Annotated in this window: 16 protein-coding genes; 9 read left to right on the plus strand and 7 right to left on the minus strand. The window is 28.7% G+C overall.

What is annotated here, in order from left to right; translation table 11 throughout:
* The first annotated feature begins 115 nt into the window (after positions 1–115).
* Positions 116–1,804 (plus strand): AraC family transcriptional regulator, encoded by a 1,689-nt coding sequence (locus NH341_RS04695; RefSeq protein WP_239178824.1) that lies wholly within the window; start codon positions 116–118, stop codon positions 1,802–1,804.
* Here the strand turns inward: NH341_RS04695 and NH341_RS04700 are convergent.
* A complete protein-coding gene (locus tag NH341_RS04700; protein ID WP_253055820.1) occupies positions 1,801–4,194 on the minus strand; it encodes a YfhO family protein in 2,394 nt (797 codons plus the stop codon). The genes NH341_RS04695 and NH341_RS04700 overlap by 4 nt on opposite strands.
* Positions 4,195–4,196: 2 nt before the next feature.
* Positions 4,197–4,478 (minus strand): DUF4834 family protein, encoded by a 282-nt coding sequence (locus NH341_RS04705; RefSeq protein ID WP_047789655.1) that lies wholly within the window; start codon positions 4,476–4,478, stop codon positions 4,197–4,199.
* 139 nt (positions 4,479–4,617) lie between these two features.
* On the opposite strand from NH341_RS04705, the gene NH341_RS04710 reads away from it, so the two are divergent.
* The 7 genes from NH341_RS04710 (at position 4,618) to NH341_RS04740 (ending at position 12,004) form a co-directional block, all read left to right on the plus strand.
* On the plus strand, positions 4,618–5,961 hold the full coding sequence (locus tag NH341_RS04710) for a transporter (RefSeq protein ID WP_253055822.1): 1,344 nt from the start codon (positions 4,618–4,620) through the stop codon (positions 5,959–5,961).
* Between the two features lie 18 nt (positions 5,962–5,979).
* Positions 5,980–7,098: a GTP cyclohydrolase gene (locus tag NH341_RS04715; RefSeq protein ID WP_239178832.1), complete on the plus strand. Its 1,119-nt coding sequence runs from the start codon at positions 5,980–5,982 to the stop codon at positions 7,096–7,098.
* On the plus strand, positions 7,098–7,808 hold the full coding sequence (locus tag NH341_RS04720) for a 16S rRNA (uracil(1498)-N(3))-methyltransferase (protein WP_125067914.1): 711 nt from the start codon (positions 7,098–7,100) through the stop codon (positions 7,806–7,808). The genes NH341_RS04715 and NH341_RS04720 overlap by 1 nt, the downstream gene beginning before the upstream one ends.
* 145 nt (positions 7,809–7,953) lie before the next feature.
* Positions 7,954–9,024, plus strand: coding sequence for an AraC family transcriptional regulator (locus tag NH341_RS04725; RefSeq protein WP_167714041.1), 1,071 nt, complete (start codon positions 7,954–7,956; stop codon positions 9,022–9,024).
* Positions 9,025–9,417: 393 nt separating this feature from the next.
* Positions 9,418–10,059 carry a DUF4159 domain-containing protein gene (locus tag NH341_RS04730; RefSeq protein ID WP_253055827.1) on the plus strand — a complete coding sequence of 214 codons (642 nt, stop codon included), beginning with the start codon at positions 9,418–9,420 and terminating at the stop codon, positions 10,057–10,059.
* Entirely contained in the window at positions 10,043–10,954 is a 912-nt protein-coding gene (locus NH341_RS04735) for a bile acid:sodium symporter family protein (RefSeq protein ID WP_253055829.1), read from the plus strand. Before NH341_RS04730 ends, NH341_RS04735 begins: the two co-directional genes overlap by 17 nt.
* Positions 10,955–10,957: 3 nt before the next feature.
* A complete protein-coding gene (locus NH341_RS04740; protein ID WP_073183225.1) occupies positions 10,958–12,004 on the plus strand; it encodes a 1-acyl-sn-glycerol-3-phosphate acyltransferase in 1,047 nt (348 codons plus the stop codon).
* Here NH341_RS04740 and NH341_RS04745 read toward each other — a convergent pair.
* From NH341_RS04745 to NH341_RS04765, 5 genes are all read right to left on the minus strand, one after another.
* On the minus strand, positions 11,985–14,915 hold the full coding sequence (locus NH341_RS04745; protein ID WP_073183227.1) for a glycoside hydrolase family 3 N-terminal domain-containing protein: 2,931 nt from the start codon (positions 14,913–14,915) through the stop codon (positions 11,985–11,987). The two genes, NH341_RS04740 and NH341_RS04745, sit on opposite strands and share 20 nt — an antisense overlap.
* Positions 14,916–14,984: 69 nt before the next feature.
* Positions 14,985–15,470: an ABC transporter ATPase gene (locus NH341_RS04750; protein ID WP_159490688.1), complete on the minus strand. Its 486-nt coding sequence runs from the start codon at positions 15,468–15,470 to the stop codon at positions 14,985–14,987.
* A 39-nt stretch (positions 15,471–15,509) separates the two neighbouring features.
* The gene (locus NH341_RS04755) at positions 15,510–16,409 is read right to left on the minus strand and encodes a carboxypeptidase-like regulatory domain-containing protein (protein WP_125067921.1); all 900 of its coding nucleotides are present in this window, start codon (positions 16,407–16,409) and stop codon (positions 15,510–15,512) included.
* A gap of 71 nt (positions 16,410–16,480) precedes the next feature.
* Positions 16,481–17,308 (minus strand): 3'-5' exonuclease, encoded by an 828-nt coding sequence (locus tag NH341_RS04760; RefSeq protein ID WP_125067922.1) that lies wholly within the window; start codon positions 17,306–17,308, stop codon positions 16,481–16,483.
* Between the two features lie 67 nt (positions 17,309–17,375).
* Positions 17,376–18,230, minus strand: a complete 855-nt coding sequence (locus tag NH341_RS04765) for a PPK2 family polyphosphate kinase (RefSeq protein ID WP_253055831.1) — start codon at positions 18,228–18,230, stop codon at positions 17,376–17,378.
* A 139-nt stretch (positions 18,231–18,369) separates the two neighbouring features.
* Between NH341_RS04765 and NH341_RS04770 the strand changes: the two genes are divergently transcribed.
* The gene (locus NH341_RS04770; RefSeq protein ID WP_253055833.1) at positions 18,370–18,912 is read left to right on the plus strand and encodes a flavodoxin family protein; all 543 of its coding nucleotides are present in this window, start codon (positions 18,370–18,372) and stop codon (positions 18,910–18,912) included.
* Positions 18,913–18,945 lie beyond the last annotated feature (33 nt).

Here is an 18,945-nt window from a genome sequence, read left to right on the forward strand (position 1 = left end):
AAATAAAATATTATATCCCGTATTTTATAAAAAGCACAGTTAAATTAATGTATATTTGAGAGCTTTTTATGAGGTTATTTGAGAAAAAGAATTCTTAATTACTTAAACTATTCTAATGATTAGGTTTATACTTATAACATTAATTACTTTATTTTTTTCATTAAATACAGTATCACAAACAATATATTTAGATTCTATAAACCGAAGTAAGATTGACTTTTATAAAAACATTAATACTGATAGCTTGTTCTTTTATTGTGATAAGTTAGAAAATTCTAACAATATTTGTACAAAAATAGAAGCTGCTACTGATAAAATTTATGGACTTTATAGATTAAAAAGATACGATGAAGCTGCAACTTCTTCTAATAAGGTAATAACACAAATTGATTCTTTACTCCAAAATAATAACTTGACTTGCCTTATTGATAGAAAAATTGCTTCTTTAAATAGGCTTTTTTGGATAAAAAAAAATCAAGAAAAGTACGAAGAAGCTTACTCTATACTTATTAAGTATGAAAAAGAAATAATTAATCATCCTATAAAAGATCAAAAATGGATTAGAAATAAATTGGGACTTGTTCTTAGTAAAGCTGTAATAAAAAATAAACTTAACATGCAAGAAAAAGCTAAAAGTATACTACTAAAAGCTATTTCGGAATCAAAAAAAACTGTTCTTAAAGATTTTCAAAAAAACAATTTTTTTCTTCAATGGAAAGCTAACTCTTTTAATTGCCTTGGAAACACATATATTTTAATTAACAATAAAAACCCAAATACCATTCTCCTGGATTCTGCTGACTATTACTTTGACAAAGCTTATAAATTAACACAACAATTTACTCCTCAACATAAAGACTCTAAAATATATTATTACTTAAGAAAAACTAAAGTTTTAATGGCTAAAAAAGAATTTTCTAAAGCTATTGATTTAATTAATAATTATAAAAATATAAGTAATGGTTATTCTTATTTTAACAAAGAATATTACCTAAAAGCCATTTGTTTTCACAACTTAAAAAATTCTGATTCCGCTATTTACCATTCTAATAAATTATTAATGAATTATAAAAAATGTGAAAGGAGTAAACTTATTACTATTTACGACATTCTCTCAAAAGAATATAATAATTTAAATAAACTGGATAGCGCTTACAAGTATTCTAAACTTACTTTAGAACAACATCATTTAACAAAAGATACTAAAGACAAAACTTTCAATCTTTTTTACAACAATAATTTTGCTCAAGCTCAAAAGCTTAAAAAAACTATAGAACAAAGAGAAGCAGAAAAACAGCGTAACCTCATTATTTCTTTTATTATTTTATTATTAACTTTTTTCGTTATTACTTTTTATTTATTTAAAAAAGAAAAAGATAAGAAGAAGAAACTTATATCTGTAATAAGCAACAATAAAACGACAGAAATAGAAAAAAAAGAATACAATATTGATGAAATCTTAGAAGCTAAAATTCTTAATGAATTTAGGAATATTGCTAATAGTTTAGATTTTTTAAAACCTGATTTTTCAGTTAACTACATTGCTGAAAAATTAAATACCAATACTACTTATATTTCTTTTGTTTTTAATAAGTATTACGAAGAGTCTTTTAAACAATACTGTACTAAGCTTAAAATTAACTATGTAGTACATAAATTAAAGACAGACAAAAACTTTAGAAAATATTCCATTCAAGCCATTGCTGAAGAAATAGGTTATACCAACGCATCTGCTTTTACAAGAGCGTTTAAAAAACATATTGGTGTAACCCCTTCTGTATTTTTAAAAGACCTTGAAAATTAGTTCTTCTTCTTTTTTATAACAAACCAACCAATAGGTATTATAAGGAGTAAAGCATAACAAATTAAAGACAATGAACTTCCTGTTTTAATTACTGAAGGCTCATATTTAAAAGTTATTTTATGTTTTCCTGCAGGAACTTCTATTCCTCTTAAAACATAGTTTACTCTATAATATGGCACACTTTCTCCATCAATATAAGCGTTCCATCCATCTTTGTAATAGATTTCAGAAAATACAGCAAATTGTTCTGAAGTTGTACTTGCTTCGTATATCAATTCAGTAAGATCTTTCTTCACAAGATTAATCGTAGCAATTGAATCTTTTTGAAACACATCGGCTTTTAGATTAAACTCGTTTGAGTTTATAACCGCTTCTGATTTAGTATTCAAACTATCTAATGCTATAATTTCTTCATTAGCTGAAGATACTTTTTTTAATGAGTTTACAAACCATGCATTCCCATTAGCTTCTGGATTCTCTTGAAATTGTTCATCGCTAATAATAAAGTACTTAGTATTTAACATATTTAGCACTTCCATATTATTTTTAGCTATTTGATAATCAAACAACTCTTGATAACGTTTCATCTTGGCAGCATGGTACCCTCCTATCGAATTGTGAAAATAAGAAGTTCTACCGTCTTGCATAGGACTTACGCTAAAATTAACAACTCTATAATATCCTTTATCCTTTAAAATTTCTGCATCAGCTTTTGTTGCTGTAAATGGTTTTTGTACTCTTCTAGCTGAAGTGAAATCTTCCTTGTTAACATAATTAGCATCTATTGAGACCAAATCAAAAATTATTAATCCTCCCAATACAATTAACACAGGTACTTGCTTAAATTTTCCTTTCAAATAAAACCACAACATTCCTGCAACAGCTAAAACCAATAAAAGAGAACGTAAACTATCGTTAAATAACATTGATTTTCTATCTGCAATTAAAGCATCAATTAACTCTGGAAGTTGCTGATATTGTGCATCACGTAATCCTTCAAAAGCGAACAAACTAGATCCAAACAATAAGAACAATAAAGAAATACCTCCGACAATGTAAAAAGCTTTCTTTACTGCATTTTCTTTTTCTTCGGAAGAATTCTCAGAAGAGAAAAATTCTTTTAATGCCAGAATTCCTAACAAAGGAACACATAATTCTGCTATTACTTGAATAGACGATACTGCTCTAAATTTATTATATAAAGGTATATAGTCAATAAAGAAATCAGTTATTATAGAAAAGTTTTTACCCCAACTTAATACGATCGAAAAAATGGTAGCTGCAACCAGCCAATATTTTAATCGTCCTTTTACTAGAAAAATTCCTAAAAAGAATAAGAAAAAAACTATCGCACCAATATAAGCTGGTGCTTCAACAATAGGTTGTTTCCCCCAATAAGTCAACACTTGACTAGAATACTCTTTTGCTACACTTTTACCAGCATTTTGCTCTAAAACTTGATAAAAGTTTGAGTCTTCTTCCAACTCTTCAACTGTTCCTCCTCCCATAAAACGAGGAATCATCAAGTTAAATGTTTCGGCTATTCCATAGCTATATTCAGTTATATACTCCTTATCTAACCCAGTAGACTTTTCTTTTGATGTTCCATCAGGGTTAATTGTTAGTTCTGATTTTCCTCTCGTACTATAATCAGCATACTCTTTCATTGCTAACAACCTAGTAGAATTAGCTCCAATACCAATTAACATTGCTGCAACCAAAATAGCTGATTGTTTAAAAAACACAGGTAATGTTCTCGATTTAAAAGCTTCAACACCTTCAACAATTACCAAAATCAACAAACAAAATCCTAAATAATAAGTCATCTGTGGATGATTTGAATAAACTTCTAAAGCCATTGCTAAAGCCGTTAAAATAAACCCAAATAAATATCGTTTTCTAAAAATATAAATTACTCCTGCAATCACCATTGGCATATAACCTATAGCATGTGCTTTCGCATTGTGTCCTGCTCCAAAAATAATTATCAGATAGGTAGAAAACCCAAAGGACAAACTTCCTAAAACAGCTAGTTTCCAATCAACTTTTAAGGCAGTTAATAATAAGAAAAAACTTAAAAAATATAAGAAAAGATAATCCGCAGGTCTAGGTAAAAAGCGAATAACTTTATCAACATAACGTACAAAGTCATTCGGATAATAAGCACTTACCTGATATGCTGGCATTCCACTAAAAGCATTATCTAACCAATAAGGCTCTTCTCCTTTTTCAGCTCTATATTCTTTTACATCTTTTGACATTCCTATAAACTGAGTAATGTCACTTTGTTTAATTTGTTTTCCGCTTAAAACCGGGTTAAAATACAATACAGATGCTATTGCAAAAACAATAATTGCTATTGCAAACGGTAAAAATTTCTTTAAGTTCATGGTTAGTCTATTTCTTCATAGTCAACGTACTCGCCAACAGAATTATTACTTTCTTTAGAATTACTTGGCTTTTTATCAATAACAGTTTTTCCTACTTCAACATCAGATGCTTGTTGTTGGTTTCTATACTGTTGTTCAGCTTTCTTTTGTACTTTGTCTACTGCTTTTTTTATTAAGTATGGTCCAAAAAGTTTCGCTAAAAACTTAATAACGTAATAAACTAACAGAATAATTAATATGGTTTTTAAAAAATTCACAGGTCCAGCTTCATTTAAATATGTCATCTTTTTCTTAAAATAAAAAAATCAATCAAAAATAACAATTTGAAGCAAAAGGAAGCGTTAAGAGTTTACAAAACTTATATTATATAGGTAATTGTATTTTTACGTATGTTTGTACAACCTGAAAATTTGGATTTATTATATGATTAAGAAACTTCTTATCCTTTTTGTTTTTTGCTCTATTCTAACTACTAACGCGCAATATACACCTGTTATAAATTCAAATAAGCCAGGTTTTTCTGAAAGCCCTTATAGTGTTGGCTCGGGTGTTTATCAGTTCGAAACAAGTATTTTTTATAGAAAAATGAATGCTACACCAACTTTTAGCAATCCTGAAGCCTTAGGATTAAACTTGTTTTTTAGAACCAGCTTTATTTCTGAAAAATTAGAAGTAAACTTTAATACTTCTTTACAAAGAGATAAAATAGCATTTAAAAACATTTTTGAGTCATCATATAATAAAACAGGGTTAAGTCAATTTAGTCTAGGTGCAAAATATCTGATTTATGCTCCTAAATATGATGATAAGAGCAAAGAAATAAGAAGTTGGAAAAAAAGACATTCTTTCGACTGGAAAAGGTGGATACCACACATTGGTGTTTCTGCTGGTATAAATATTGGAAGTTTTTTAACTGATTATCATGAAAGAGGTGGGTTTAGTCCTAAAGTTGGTATTTTATTACAAAATGAATTTTCTGACAAATTAAATGTAATTACTAACCTACATTATGATTATATTGGAACTGATTTTTCTCAACTTTCTTACATAGTAACGGGTACCTATAACTTTAATGATTATTGGTCTGGTTTTGCTGAAATACAAGGTATTTTTGAAGAATATGAGAAAAAAACTAATATAGGAGCAGGTGCCGCCTATCTTTTTAGTGAAAACTTACAGTTCAATGCTTCTTTAAGGGCAAACTTACAACAAGATGAAATTGGTATATATAGTTCTTTAGGAGTATCATACAGACTTAATAGACATAAAGACGATTTTGTTGAAATAGATGAATTTGGAAACAAGATTGAAGAAGAAAAACCTGTTAAGTATGACGAGAATAGGAATTTCTTTGGTCGAATGTTTAGTAAAGTAGGAAAACTATTTTCTAAAAAAGAGAAGAGAAAAGTTGATTTAGATAATGACTCAGGTAATGGAGAGCTTTTAAACGAAAAACCTAAGAGAGAACGCCAAGGGTCTTTGGTTGATATGATTGTTAAAGAAGATAAAAAACAAAAGAAAAAAACAGCTAAAGAAGAAAGAAAAGCTGCTAAAAAAGCTAAGAAGAAAGCCGAAAAAGAAGAGAGGCGTAAAGAAAAAGAACGCTTAAAACTTGAGAAACAAATTAAAAAAGAAGAAGAAAAAGAGGCTAAGCGTAAAGAAAAAGAACGTTTAAAGCTTGAAAAAGAAATAAAAAAGCTAGAAGAAGAAATTAAAAAAGAAGAACAACAAGAGAAAGAAAAGGAAAAAGAAAAGGAGGATAATTAAAAGCCTTAAATTTGTAAAATGATTCAAATTAAAGAAATAACTACCAAAAAGGGAATGAAACAATTTGTTAAGTTTCCTTTTTCTCTTTATAAAAACAATAAGTACTGGGTTCCTCCTATTATTAAGGATGAAATTGAAAGCTTTGACAAAAATAAAAATCCTGTTTTTGAACATGCCAAAGCTCGTTTTTTCTTAGCATTAAAAAACAATGAAATAGTTGGTAGAGTTGTAGCTATTATCAATTCTTATGAAGTAGAAAAGCAGCATATAAAAAAAATACGTTTTGGCTGGTTTGATGTTATTGATAATATTGAAGTATCTAAAGCTTTACTAAATAAAGTTGCTGAAATAGGTCGCGAAAATAACTTAGAATACATAGAAGGTCCTGTTGGTTTTAATAATTTAGATAAAACAGGAGTTCTTATTGAAGGGTTTGACCACATTGGAACTATGATTACATGGTACAATCATCCTTATTATGCGAAACACCTAGAGTATTTAGGGTTTACAAAAGAAAAAGAATACATCGAAAGTATATTCTCTTTCAGTAACGTTGATATTAAGAAATATAGAAAGGCTAGTAATATAATTCAAAGGAGATACAACTTAACTCCTTTAAACTTTACTTCTACAGATAAAATTATGCCTTATGTTGATGAAATGTTTAACTTGTTTAGTAAAACATATTCCAAACTATCAACTTATGTGCCTATTTCAGATGCTCAAATAGCTTATTTTAAAAAGAAATATATAAGCTTTATAAACCCTGAGTATATAAAATTTGTTGTTGACGAAAATCATAAACTAGTCGCATTTGCTATTGTTATGCCTTCTTTTTCTAAAGCTTTACAAAAAGCAAAAGGAAAACTTTTTCCTTTCGGAATTTTCCACTTGTTGAATGCAAGAAAAAACTCTAAAGATGTTACTTTTTATTTAATTGGAGTTGATCCCGAATATCAAAACAAAGGAGTTACAGCCATTATTTTTGAGCAATTTCATCCTATATTTTTGGCTAAAGGAATTCAAAACTGTATTAGAACACCTGAACTTGAAGAAAATCATGCAATTCATCAAATTTGGAAAGATTTTAGTCCTAAAATTCACAAAAGAAGAAGAACATACAAACTCGATTTATAATGCAACTTTTTTATAATCCGGATTTATTAATCACTTCAAAAGAAATTACTTTCAACAAAGATGAAAGTCGTCATATAATTCGTGTTTTGCGGAAAAAAGAAGGAGATATATTGCATATCACTAATGGAAATGGTATTCTTTTTTTTGCTGAAATAATTATTGGAAATGATAAAAAGTGTATTGCCAAAATTATTAAATACGAAGAAAAACCTAGTACAAGAGATTATTATTTACACGTAGCTATAGCACCTACGAAAAACAACGATCGCTTAGAATGGTTTTTGGAAAAAGCTACAGAAATTGGTATTGATGAAATAACCCCTATTATTTGTAAAAACTCAGAAAGAAAAGTTGTAAAAGTTGACCGTTTAGAAAGAATTATACAATCTGCAATGAAACAATCACTACAATTTACATTGCCTAAACTTAACCCTCCAATAAATTTTTCTAACTTCATAAAAAATGATTTTTCAGAAGAAATTTTTATTGCTCATTGTGAAAATGATACTGAAAAAAAGTTTTTAAAAAACGTTGCTTCTCTAACATCAAAATATACCGTGCTTATTGGACCCGAAGGTGATTTTTCTCCTGAAGAAATACAAGAGTCATTAAACAAGAAATTCATCCCTATTTCTTTAGGAAAGAATAGACTTAGAACAGAAACCGCAGGCTTAAATGTAGTTCAAAGCATATCCTATTTACATCAATAATTCATTTTTCGTATATTTAGCTCTTTTAAAGTGTTTTATTTTGACTACAGCAGATTTTTTTAATCTCTTTTTGTTAATTAGTGCCATTCATGGTTTTGCTTTTAGTATAATACTTTTTTGTTCTAAAAATGGACGAGAAAAAAGTATGATATACTTAAACCTTTTAATTTTGGCAATTTCTCTAAACAATATTCAATCTTGGGTTTTAGAAAAAGAATTATTTCAGCATAAGTTTGCTTTAGATTATGTACAAATACCTTGGCATTTTTTAGCAATGCCTTTTTTGTATATGTTTTTAATTCACTACCTAAACCTTGCTGAAAAGTCGTACAAAATATTAAAATTAATTATTCCTATTTTTTTTATTCTTATAATTAGCCAAATTAGCTTTGTTCTATATTACAGTGATTCTGCTTCAAGAGAGTATTTAAATTATACTTATGAACGGTATACCTCCATCGAGGAAATATTTAGCTTAACTACTTCGTTAAGTATTTTTTTTTATTCATTTTATATTTTATATAAGAAAGAAAAGCTCTTTCCTAAAATTTTATCGTTTGATAATCTTAGATGGATTTATACTTTTTTTATTTTAACTTCAATTGGATATGCTCTTTGGATTTTAGCCTTAATTATTAAAGTAAAAATGAACTTTACCGGTTTCTTATTCTCTTATTACCCTTTAAGAGTTTACACTACTGTTTTAATTTACTGGTTAGGTTATCAAGGTTTAAGACAAATTCGTGTATTAAAAGAGCGTAAAAAAATTAGAGAATCTCTTTTAATTGATTTAAATGATGACTTTGGTATAGATTTAATTAATTTAAACACAAATAAATGTTTTTCTCAAAACCAAATAGACAAACAACAAGAACAGTTTAATGAAATAGACCAATTTATTAGATCAAAAAAGAAATATTTATTAAATAAATATACTTTACAAGACTTATCAAAAGATACTAAACTAAGTTCTAGTACTCTTTCTCTTATTATAAATAGTGTTGCTAAAAAGTCTTTTACTGATTACTTAAATGAAATGAGAGTAAATTTTGCTAAGACTCTTTTAGTTGATTCTGATTATGCTGACTATACAATAACTTCAATAGGCTTGGAATCTGGATTCAACTCTAAATCTACGTTTTATACCGTTTTTAAAAAGCATACAGGTTATACACCTGTTCAATTTAAAAACTTATCTGTAATTGTTTTAAATTAATTTTATAATCTTTTTATAAAAAGACAGTTCGAAAACATCCAAAATGGACGTTTTCGAACCCTTATATTTTACTCTTAAGCTATATTTGTGATGAGAAATTAAAAAATTAGTAATTGAAAATAGTTGAAGGGGTTTTCAATTTATAATGTGAAATTTCTAAAAAATTTATTGAGGTGTAATTTATTTCTCAATTACGAAGAAGAGGAAGCTATAGCTTAAAAACATCAATATTTATTATTGGTGTTTTTTTTTATTTAAGAACTACATAATACTTTATTAATTAGCTTTCATATTCAAAAGAATTATTTTTTTAAAGAAAAGAAGGCGATAACAAATTTATTAGTGTTTTTTTATTGTTGTTTTACTATATTGCTTTTAAATTCAAGTTAATTCATGAAAAACCTCACCCTGCTTTTTATTTTTCTATTAAGTCAAAATATTTTTTCTCAAGAAATAGCTGTTATACAATATAAAGGAGGTGGTGATTGGTATGCAAATCCTACAGCTTTACCTAACCTTGTAAAATTCACTAATCAAAACACGAAAACCCAGATTGACAAAAACATACAAAACATTACGCTAGACGACGAAACTATCTTTGACTACCCAATAGTTTTCATAACCGGACATGGTAATATTTTATTTACAAATAATGAAATTTCAATACTAAGAAGTTATCTTATTTCAGGAGGCTTTTTACATGTATCAGATAATTATGGTCTTGATAAATACATACGAAGAGAATTAAAAAAAGTTTTTCCTGAATTACAACTTCAAGAAATTCCCAGCAATCACCCTATTTATGATCAAACTTTTTCCTTTCCTAAAGGCTTGCCAAAAATTCACGAACATGATAAAAAACCTCCTCAAGGTTTTGGTTTGTTCTATGAAGGTAGACTTATAGTTTTTTATGATTACGAAAGTGATTTAAGTGATGGATGGGAAGATACTGCCGTACATAACAATCCAAAAGAAATTAGAACAAAAGCTCTACAAATGGGGGCTAACATAATAGAATATGCCTTTAAACATTAACACTTTACAAATTGATAGTATTAAGATTAATTTTGATACTGAAGCTTTATGGATGCTTAATGTTGCTCTAGCTATCATTATGTTTGGTATTGCTTTAGATATGAAGGTAGAGGATTTTAAAAGACTTATTAATGAACCTAAAATATTATTTGTTGGATTATTATCTCAGTTTATTTTACTTCCTTTTTTAACCTTTATTCTTATCAATATTATTAACCCATACCCTAGTTTTGCTTTAGGCATGATTATGATTGCTGCTTGCCCTGGAGGAAATGTTTCTAACTTTTTTAGTAAAATGGCAAAAGGTAACGCTGCATTATCTGTTAGTTTAACAGCATTTTCAACGATAATTTGTTTAGTAATGACCCCGTTAAACTTACAATTATGGGGTAGTTTATACGGGCCTACTAACGAAATTTTAAAAAGTGTTTCCTTAAACCCTTTTGAACTTTTTAAACTTGTCCTTCTTATTTTAGGAATTCCGATAGTTTTAGGAATGTTAGTTAATCACTATCATCATGAAATGGCTAAAAAAATCAATAAACTTTTACGTCCATTTTCTATTTTCTTTTTCCTTTTATTAATTGTAATAGCCCTTTATGATAACGCTGATGTTTTTAAAGACTATATACATCTAGTTTTATTTCTTGTAATATTTCATAATATTTATGCGTTTATTATAGGTTATGTAACTGCTAAATCTTTTAAATTAAATAAAAAGGACTCTAAAACTATTTCTATGGAAACAGGAATACAAAATGGTGGTTTAGGGTTACTACTTATTTTTAGTTTTTTTGATGGCCTAGGAGGAATGGCCCTTCTTGCTGCGTTTTGGGGTGTTTGGGATATTTTTTCAGGAATAATGTTAGCTACTTACTGGGGAAGATATAAATAATACATGAAAACACTGTTGTACTACTTTTTTAAAGCTTTTGTAAAAACTGGCTTATTCTTTTACTCTAAAAAGACAACGATTATTGGAAGTGAGCATATTCCCAAAAAAGAAGCCGTAATCTTTACAGCTAATCACCCAAATGGCTTAATTGACCCTATACTTATAGCTACACATATAAAAAGGAGAACAAACTTTTTAGTGCGTGCAGCTGTATTTAACAACCCTATTATTGCTAAGTTTTTCAACTCGCTTGGAATGATGCCTATTTATCGTATTAGAGACGGTGTACAACAACTTAGTAAGAATGAAGAAATTTTTAATAAATGTCAGCTTCTTTTAAAAAATAATAAAACTTTACTAATCTTTCCTGAAGGAACACACAAAAAAGACAGAGCTATTAGACCACTTAGTAAAGGCTTTACAAGAATTATTTTTAAAACTTTAGATAATTTCCCTGACACTCGAATAAATATTATTCCAGTAGGAATTACATATCAAAACGTATCTAGCTACCCTTCAAAAACTGCTATCCATTTTGGTTCTCCAATTTTGGCTAACGATTATTACGACAAACAAAACATAAATAAATCTGTAAAACACATAAAAGAGCTTGTTTCAAATCAATTAGAAAACTTATCTGTTCATATAGAACAAAATGAAAGTTATGAAACTACCTTAGCTAATTTAAATAATGCTCAAGTAGATTTTACTAAAGTTGATGAAGTAAACAGTCTTATAAGAAATAAAAAGGTATTTGTACAAAAAAAGCGTAGTATTAACTACGCTCTCCCTTTATTCTTTTTAATTGTTTTAAATAGTTTAGTTCCATATTCAATTTGGAAATTTTTAAGTAGAAAAATCGATGAAATAGAGTTTATAGATACCTTTAGATTTGGTGTAAACGCTATTTTATTTCCTTCCTTTTATTGTATACAAAGTTGGATAATATCTATATTTTGGGGTTGGAAAATAGCTTTAATCTACTTTTTCACTTCCTTTTTACTTATTCTTTTATATACCAAATTATCACCTACTCCACCATCAAAATAGCATCTTGAATATCTTGTTGAATTTTGGTACGTATATTACTTTTTACTAAACCATAATTTCTCATTGTTGGATAAATTCTGTTTGATAAAAACACATACACGACACCTGTTGCTGGGTCTGCCCAAGTATACGTTCCAGTAAAACCACTATGTCCAAAACTCACATCCGAAACACAGCCACAAGTTGCTTTTACTTTGGGGTTTAATTGTGGTTTATCAAAACCTAACCCTCTACGTACTCTTTTGTTTTCATAATAGCGTTTATTAAACTTATGCACTGTTTCTGGCTCTAAGTACTTCTTTCCTCCATAAGATCCATCCTGTAAAAACATTTGCATAATTTTAGCTACATCGTTTGCATTTGCAAATAACCCTGCATGTCCTCCTACTCCACCTAACATAGCTGCTCCCATGTCGTGAACATAACCATGAACTAATTGATGTCTAAAATAATTGTCTCTTTCTGTGGGTACAATTTCATCTTTAGTAAACTTATTTAAAGGTAAGTATGTCATTCTATCTGCCCCAATAGGTTGATAAAACTGTTCTTCAACCAGTTTATTTAAAGGTCTTTTATATTTTCTTTCTATAATTTCTTTAAAAATATAGTAGCCTAAATCACTATACTTATATCCTACTCTTTTTCGTTGTTCAGAATCAACTATTTGTTTATAAATTGAATCTTTATATTCTTTAGCTAAGTATAAATTTCTTGCTACTTTTATACTAAACCTTGAAGTTCTGTTTTTTCTATAAAACTGTGTAGAGTTCTTTCCTGTTACACTGTCTTTAGTATGCAAATAAAATGGAATCCAAGCACGTAAACGTCCATAATGGGATAATACTTCTTTTAATAACAAAGTGTCTTTATTCGATTTACTATACCTTGGTAATACATCTCCCAAGTTTGAAAATAAACTAATTTTTCTTTCTTCTTCTGCTTTCATTATCATGGGTAACGAAGCTAAAATTTTAGTTAAAGAAGCTAAATCGTAAATATCTGAATTCCTAACTGGTTTATTTTTTGCTAAGGTATGATAACCAAAACTTTTATTATAAATTACTTTTCCATCTTTGGCTACTAAAATTTGTCCACCTGGAGCCATCTTTTCTTGTAAAATTGTATCAATTCTTTTATCAATAATTGAAAGTTTTTCTGAAGAAACTCCAGCTTCTTCAGGAATTGTGTATTGTAACACATCCAACCCATCTACCAATAATCCATCCCCTGCTTTAAACTCATTTTTTATAGATACTGGCAACTTTCCTTTTAAATTAAAAGCTCCAAAAAGGGCTTGCGCTGATAGCTCTTGAGCTAACTTACTATTTTGATATGACATTACAACTCCTTCTATGTTAGTAAAAGAAGGAACTTGAAGTAGACTATACGGACTAGCAAAAACATCTAAAATAACTTTATGGTTCCTTGCTATTTCTTGTAACCATACAAGGTCTTTATTAGAAAACTTGTAACCTTTCCAAGGGTTTTTATTTGATTTATGAAAACCTATAACTATAAGATTGTACTTTTCTAACTTCTTGTTCAATACACTTAAATGCTTATCAGAAACCTTATCTACTTTCGTATAGTTTTTAAGCATTTCATAGAAATCTGATCCAGTATCACTTCCTAAAGAAATGTAAGCTACTTTTTTATCCTTAAGGTTGTTAATTGGTAAAATTCCTCCTTCATTTTTTAGAACTGTAATAGCGTTTTTTATCAATTTACGATGTAAAACCTCATCATAAGGGGTATTTATATCTTTTACAACATTTCCTGTAGTAATAGGCTTATACTTGTTTAACCCTACTAAGTATTTTGCCTTTAAAATCTTTTTAACTGAATGATTTAATCGCTCTTCTGTTAATTTTCCTTCCAATAGGGCTTTCTTAATAAACCTAATTGATTCAGGGACATCTTGAGGAATCAACAACATATCGTTTCCTGCCAAAATTGCTGCTAAGTCTATTTCTGCTGGTGTTGAATAATTTGCAGCTCCTTTCATATTCAATCCATCCGTGATAATCAACCCTTTAAAGCCTAACTGATTTTGTAACAGATTGGTTACAATACTTTTTGATAATGATGATGGTAATTTTGGATTCGTTTCTAAAGCTGGAATACTCAAGTGCGCTGTCATTACACTTCCTACACCTGCTTTAAATATTTTTTTGAATGGATATAACTCTATTGAATCTAGTCGTTCTTTACTAAAATTAATTGTTGGTAACGTGTGGTGAGAATCTGCTTCCGTATCTCCGTGTCCTGGAAAGTGTTTTGCATTCGCTAACACTCCTACCTCTTGCATTCCTTTTGTAAATGCTATTGATTTTTCTGCTACATTTTCTTTATCTTCTCCAAAAGAACGGTTTCCTATAATTGGGTTATCAGGATTAGTGTTTATATCTACAACTGGAGCAAAATTTATATGAATTCCAACTCGTTTACAGTGTTCTCCAATTCTTTTACCTACTTCCTGAAGTAAAACCGTGTCCTGAATAGCCCCTAATGTCATGTTCCAAGGAAAACGATACGTGTTTTTCAAACGCATATCCAAGCCCCATTCGCCATCAAAACCAACCATTAAAGGTATTTTTGCTAATTCTTGATATTTATTGTTTAAAACTACTTGTTTATCAGGTGTTCCTTGCATAAAAATAATATTTCCTACATGGTATTTTGTAACCATATTAGAAATAAAATCTTCGTGTTTTTTATCTTTATTTGAATATGCTTGTATCATAAACAACTGTCCTATTTTTTCATCAACAGACATAGTTTTCATGATACTATCTACCCATACATTTTGTGTTATAGAATCTTTTGCCAATAAAGGGTTTACTCCTTGGACTTGGGCTTGAATTATTTGTATAAAAACAAACGTTAGTAATGTTAATACTTTTCTTTTCATATATTATCCCTTAACAAGCCTTACAAAAAACATGTAAGGCTTTAACATCTTTTTTTATAAAATCAATAGTTATACCAAAAATCGTGCATGCCAACTCTGGTTTGCTGGCACTTCCCATTTTGTTTCAAAATCTTCTTTAGTATTTACCATATTATTAAAAACAACCGTTTTAGCGGTTATTTTTTGTTCTTTGGCAAAATTTTGGAACTCTGGTAGTTTTACGATATTAATATTATCTCCATCTTTAAAAGAAATATTCATTTTATCCATTAAATCTAATTCTAACTCTTTTTCTAACTCTTGAATAAAACGTACAGAAGCATCTATTGAGCATCCTGAAACATTATTAAAGTTCTCATCTACACCCAACACCAAAAATTGATTGTACTTAATAGTGAATGATCCTTTTAAATCGTCTCCATGACGCGTCCAATTATCAATAAAAAGCAATGCTTTTGCACTGATTAATTCTATTTCTTCTTGTGTAAACTCTCTATCTGATTGATACACCCAAACTCTTGAGTTTTGAGGTAGTTTTTTATATTCTGTAAACATTGTTGTTCTTTATATTTAAGTTTTTGAATATGTAATTTCTTAGTTACTCAAAGTTACGGAAATTGCTGGTTTTAGCGCATTTCCTTTATAAAATTCTTGGGGAAAATAGTGTTTTACCCATTTTCCACTTGATTTTACCCAAGTTGAATCTTTCGTGTATATTGCCCCAAAATCTGGGGCAACTATAGTATCTTTATACTTTTTTCTACTCCCTTGCTTAGTGTATTTTATTTTATGAAAATTATATGGTATATGTATTCTTTCTAATCCTACAAAAAAACCTTCTTTTGGAAATTCTATATTAAACTTAGATACATCAACTTCAGTCTTCCCATTTGTCTTTTTTACATCAACAATTAAACTTTCTTTTAGTATATCTTCTGATGGTTTACCTGTTTTTTCATCAACTTTAAAGAAACGAACCCTAAATTTTGCTTTCTTTCTAGAAAGAAAACTTGTAAAATAAATCGTTACACTCTTTAAAAAAGGGAAATTTTTATATTCACTTTTATAAGGAAAATACTTGGTTACTATCCAAGGTGATCCTTTTCTTCCTCCAAAACTAGCTTTTATATCTCTTCTTTTGTACTCATCAACAACTAACTCTCTATCCGCTTTTTTTGAAATTATTACTTCCTCTAGCTCATATAATTTTGGTTGAAGTTTAAGAGATTCACTCTGTAAAACCGATGCTAATACAACAGTGTCTTTATAATTCAAACAAGAAACATGTACTTTACTTTTCAATATTTTTTTATTGATCTGTAATGAAAAGTGACCATTTTCATCGGAAGACACCCCTACATTTTCATTTAAAAAACTAATATTCGCATAAGCAACAGGATCATTTGTATATGCATCTATTACTTTATTTTTTAAAACTACTGTTTGTGAAAATGCTGTAATACTTACAAAACATAGAAAAAGAAAAACTCTCATAACTTAATTTTTAACGAATGTAAAAATTGAAAATTATAAGAGCTCTTAAGTAGTTGTTAATTTTCAAACACTTAACGTAAATTAAACTTTTGTTGTAAAGCTTGTAGCTTTTCTTCATCAGTCATCGTATCTTTCGGTGCCGACATTCGTTCTTTTATTTCTTTTAAAACCTTTTTTGTGTACAAAGGAAAATCAGCATTCTGAATCCAAGCATTGTATCCTGGGTTTTCTTTAAATACTTCTTCAACAGTTCTTCCCTTATACTTTCCAAAAGAAAAAATTTCTTGATCTTTATCATTAAATAAAATAAACCCTGCAAAATCTGCTCTTTTTCCGTGGGTTGAAAATTCACTCAATGCTTCTACTGAGTTTTCTAAATCTTCATATTTTTCAACCTGTGCTAATAAAATTTCATAGGTTGCCTTTGTATCCGCTTCTGCTCCATGCGCTCCTACTAACTCTTTTCCACAATAAAATTGATATCCAGCACTTAGTGTTCGCTGTTCTTTTTTATGAAAAATAGTTTGTACATCAACTGCTTTTCTATTATTCATATTAAAATCAATTCCTGCTCGCAGCAGCTCTTCTGCTAATAAAGGAATATCAAATCGATTAGAGTTAAATCCTGCTAAATCTGCATCACCTATTAACTCATTAATTTGCGGTGCTAATTCTTTAAAAGTTGGCTCAGTAACTACTTTTTCGTTTGTAATTCCGTGAATTTCTGAAGCTTCTTTGGGTATTTCTATTTCTGGGTTTACCAACCATGTTTTACTTTCTTTATTTCCATTAGGAAACACTTTTAAAATAGATATCTCAACTACTCTATCTTTAGCAATGTTTATTCCTGTTGTTTCTAAATCAAAAAATACGATTGGTTTTGTTAAATTTAAATTCATTTTTTGTAGTGCTTAAAGACAATATTCTATTTACTTTACATATATCTATTATTGTCTTTTCTATATATTATTCGTTCGTTAATTCTTTTTTAAATTCATCTATTTGGTCTAACACTTTCTTTGGAAGTGTAGGCTCTTTAAAATTATATTTTTCTAATTCTTTTTCTAATGTTTTTGCTACAATGTAACGTGCTGTAGTTTTATCATCTGCAGGTATTACATACCAAGGAGCATAATTTGTTGATGTTCTCAACAACATATCTTCATAACACTCTTGATATTTATCCCATAACTTTCGTTCTTTTAAATCACCCGCAGAAAATTTCCAGTTTTTTTCTGGAATATTTAACCTACGTAATAACCTGTTTTTCTGTTCTTCTTTAGATATATTTAAAAAAAACTTTAAAATAATTGTTCCGTTTTCAGATATATGCCTTTCAAACTGATTAATACGCTCCATTCTATCATGATAAAAAGTATCATTTAAATCATCAACGTTATTTACTGTGGGAATATTTTCGGCAAAAACATACTCTGGATGCACTCTTGTTACCAAAACATTCTCATAATGTGTACGATTAAAAACTCCTATTTTTCCTTTAGCAGGCAAGGCTATATAATGACGCCATAAAAAATCATGTTTTAATTCTAATTCTGTTGGTACTTTAAAGCTATGCACTACTACTCCACGTGCATTAACATCTTTAAAAACTTCTCGAATTAAACTATCTTTACCGGCTGTATCCATTCCTTGTAAACACAATAAAACACTATACTTACCTTCTGCGTACATTGTGTCTTGTAAATCACTAATTTTTTTTCTTGATTTTTTCAGCTTCTTCTTAGCATTATCAACAACTTCTTTAGTAGAAAATTCATTTAACTTCCTTTTTTTAGAAAATATGTAGGTATTTGTGTTCATCCGCTTTTTTTGTAGCATAAAAGTACAAAAATATAGACTTCTTCTATTGATTTTTTCTTGGTTATTATCAAATATTACAATTAAATCCAAGATATTCTTTTATTTATTTTTTTGAGCTTTACTTCCAAATAAGCAACAGATGAATAAAACAGTTATTATACAAGCTAGTTCTAAAAGCACAGGAAACACTAATAAAGCTATTAACTACCTCAACAGCAACAACTCTTTTGATGTTATCGACTTAAAAACAAAAAACATTGGTGTTTTTGAATATGACTTTAGCAATGCTAATGACGATTTTATTCCTGTGATGGAAGAAGTTATTAATAACTATGATACGATTGTTTTTGCAACCCCTGTGTATTGGTATACCATGAGTGCTACTTTAAAAATATTTTTTGATCGTTTGTCTGACTTGTTAAAATACAAAAAAGATTTAGGTAGACAGTTGCGAGGCAAAAACATGGCTATGATTAGTAATTCTGGTGCTAATGACCGTAGAAATGGTTTTGAAATGCCTTTTATTGAAAGTGCTAAATATTTAGGTATGAACTATCTTGGTAGTACCCATGCTTGGTTTACTGAAGACGGAAACGACATACATCCTGATGCTAAAGTTAAAATTAATGAATTTAGAAATATTTTAGCTACTAAAAATTTTAAGGATGTTTTAACCCGTTAGAATTTTAAGATGTCGTTTTTTTACAATTTACAA

This window comes from Tenacibaculum sp. XPcli2-G (assembly GCF_024124505.1).
GTDB lineage: Bacteria > Bacteroidota > Bacteroidia > Flavobacteriales > Flavobacteriaceae > Polaribacter > Polaribacter mesophilus.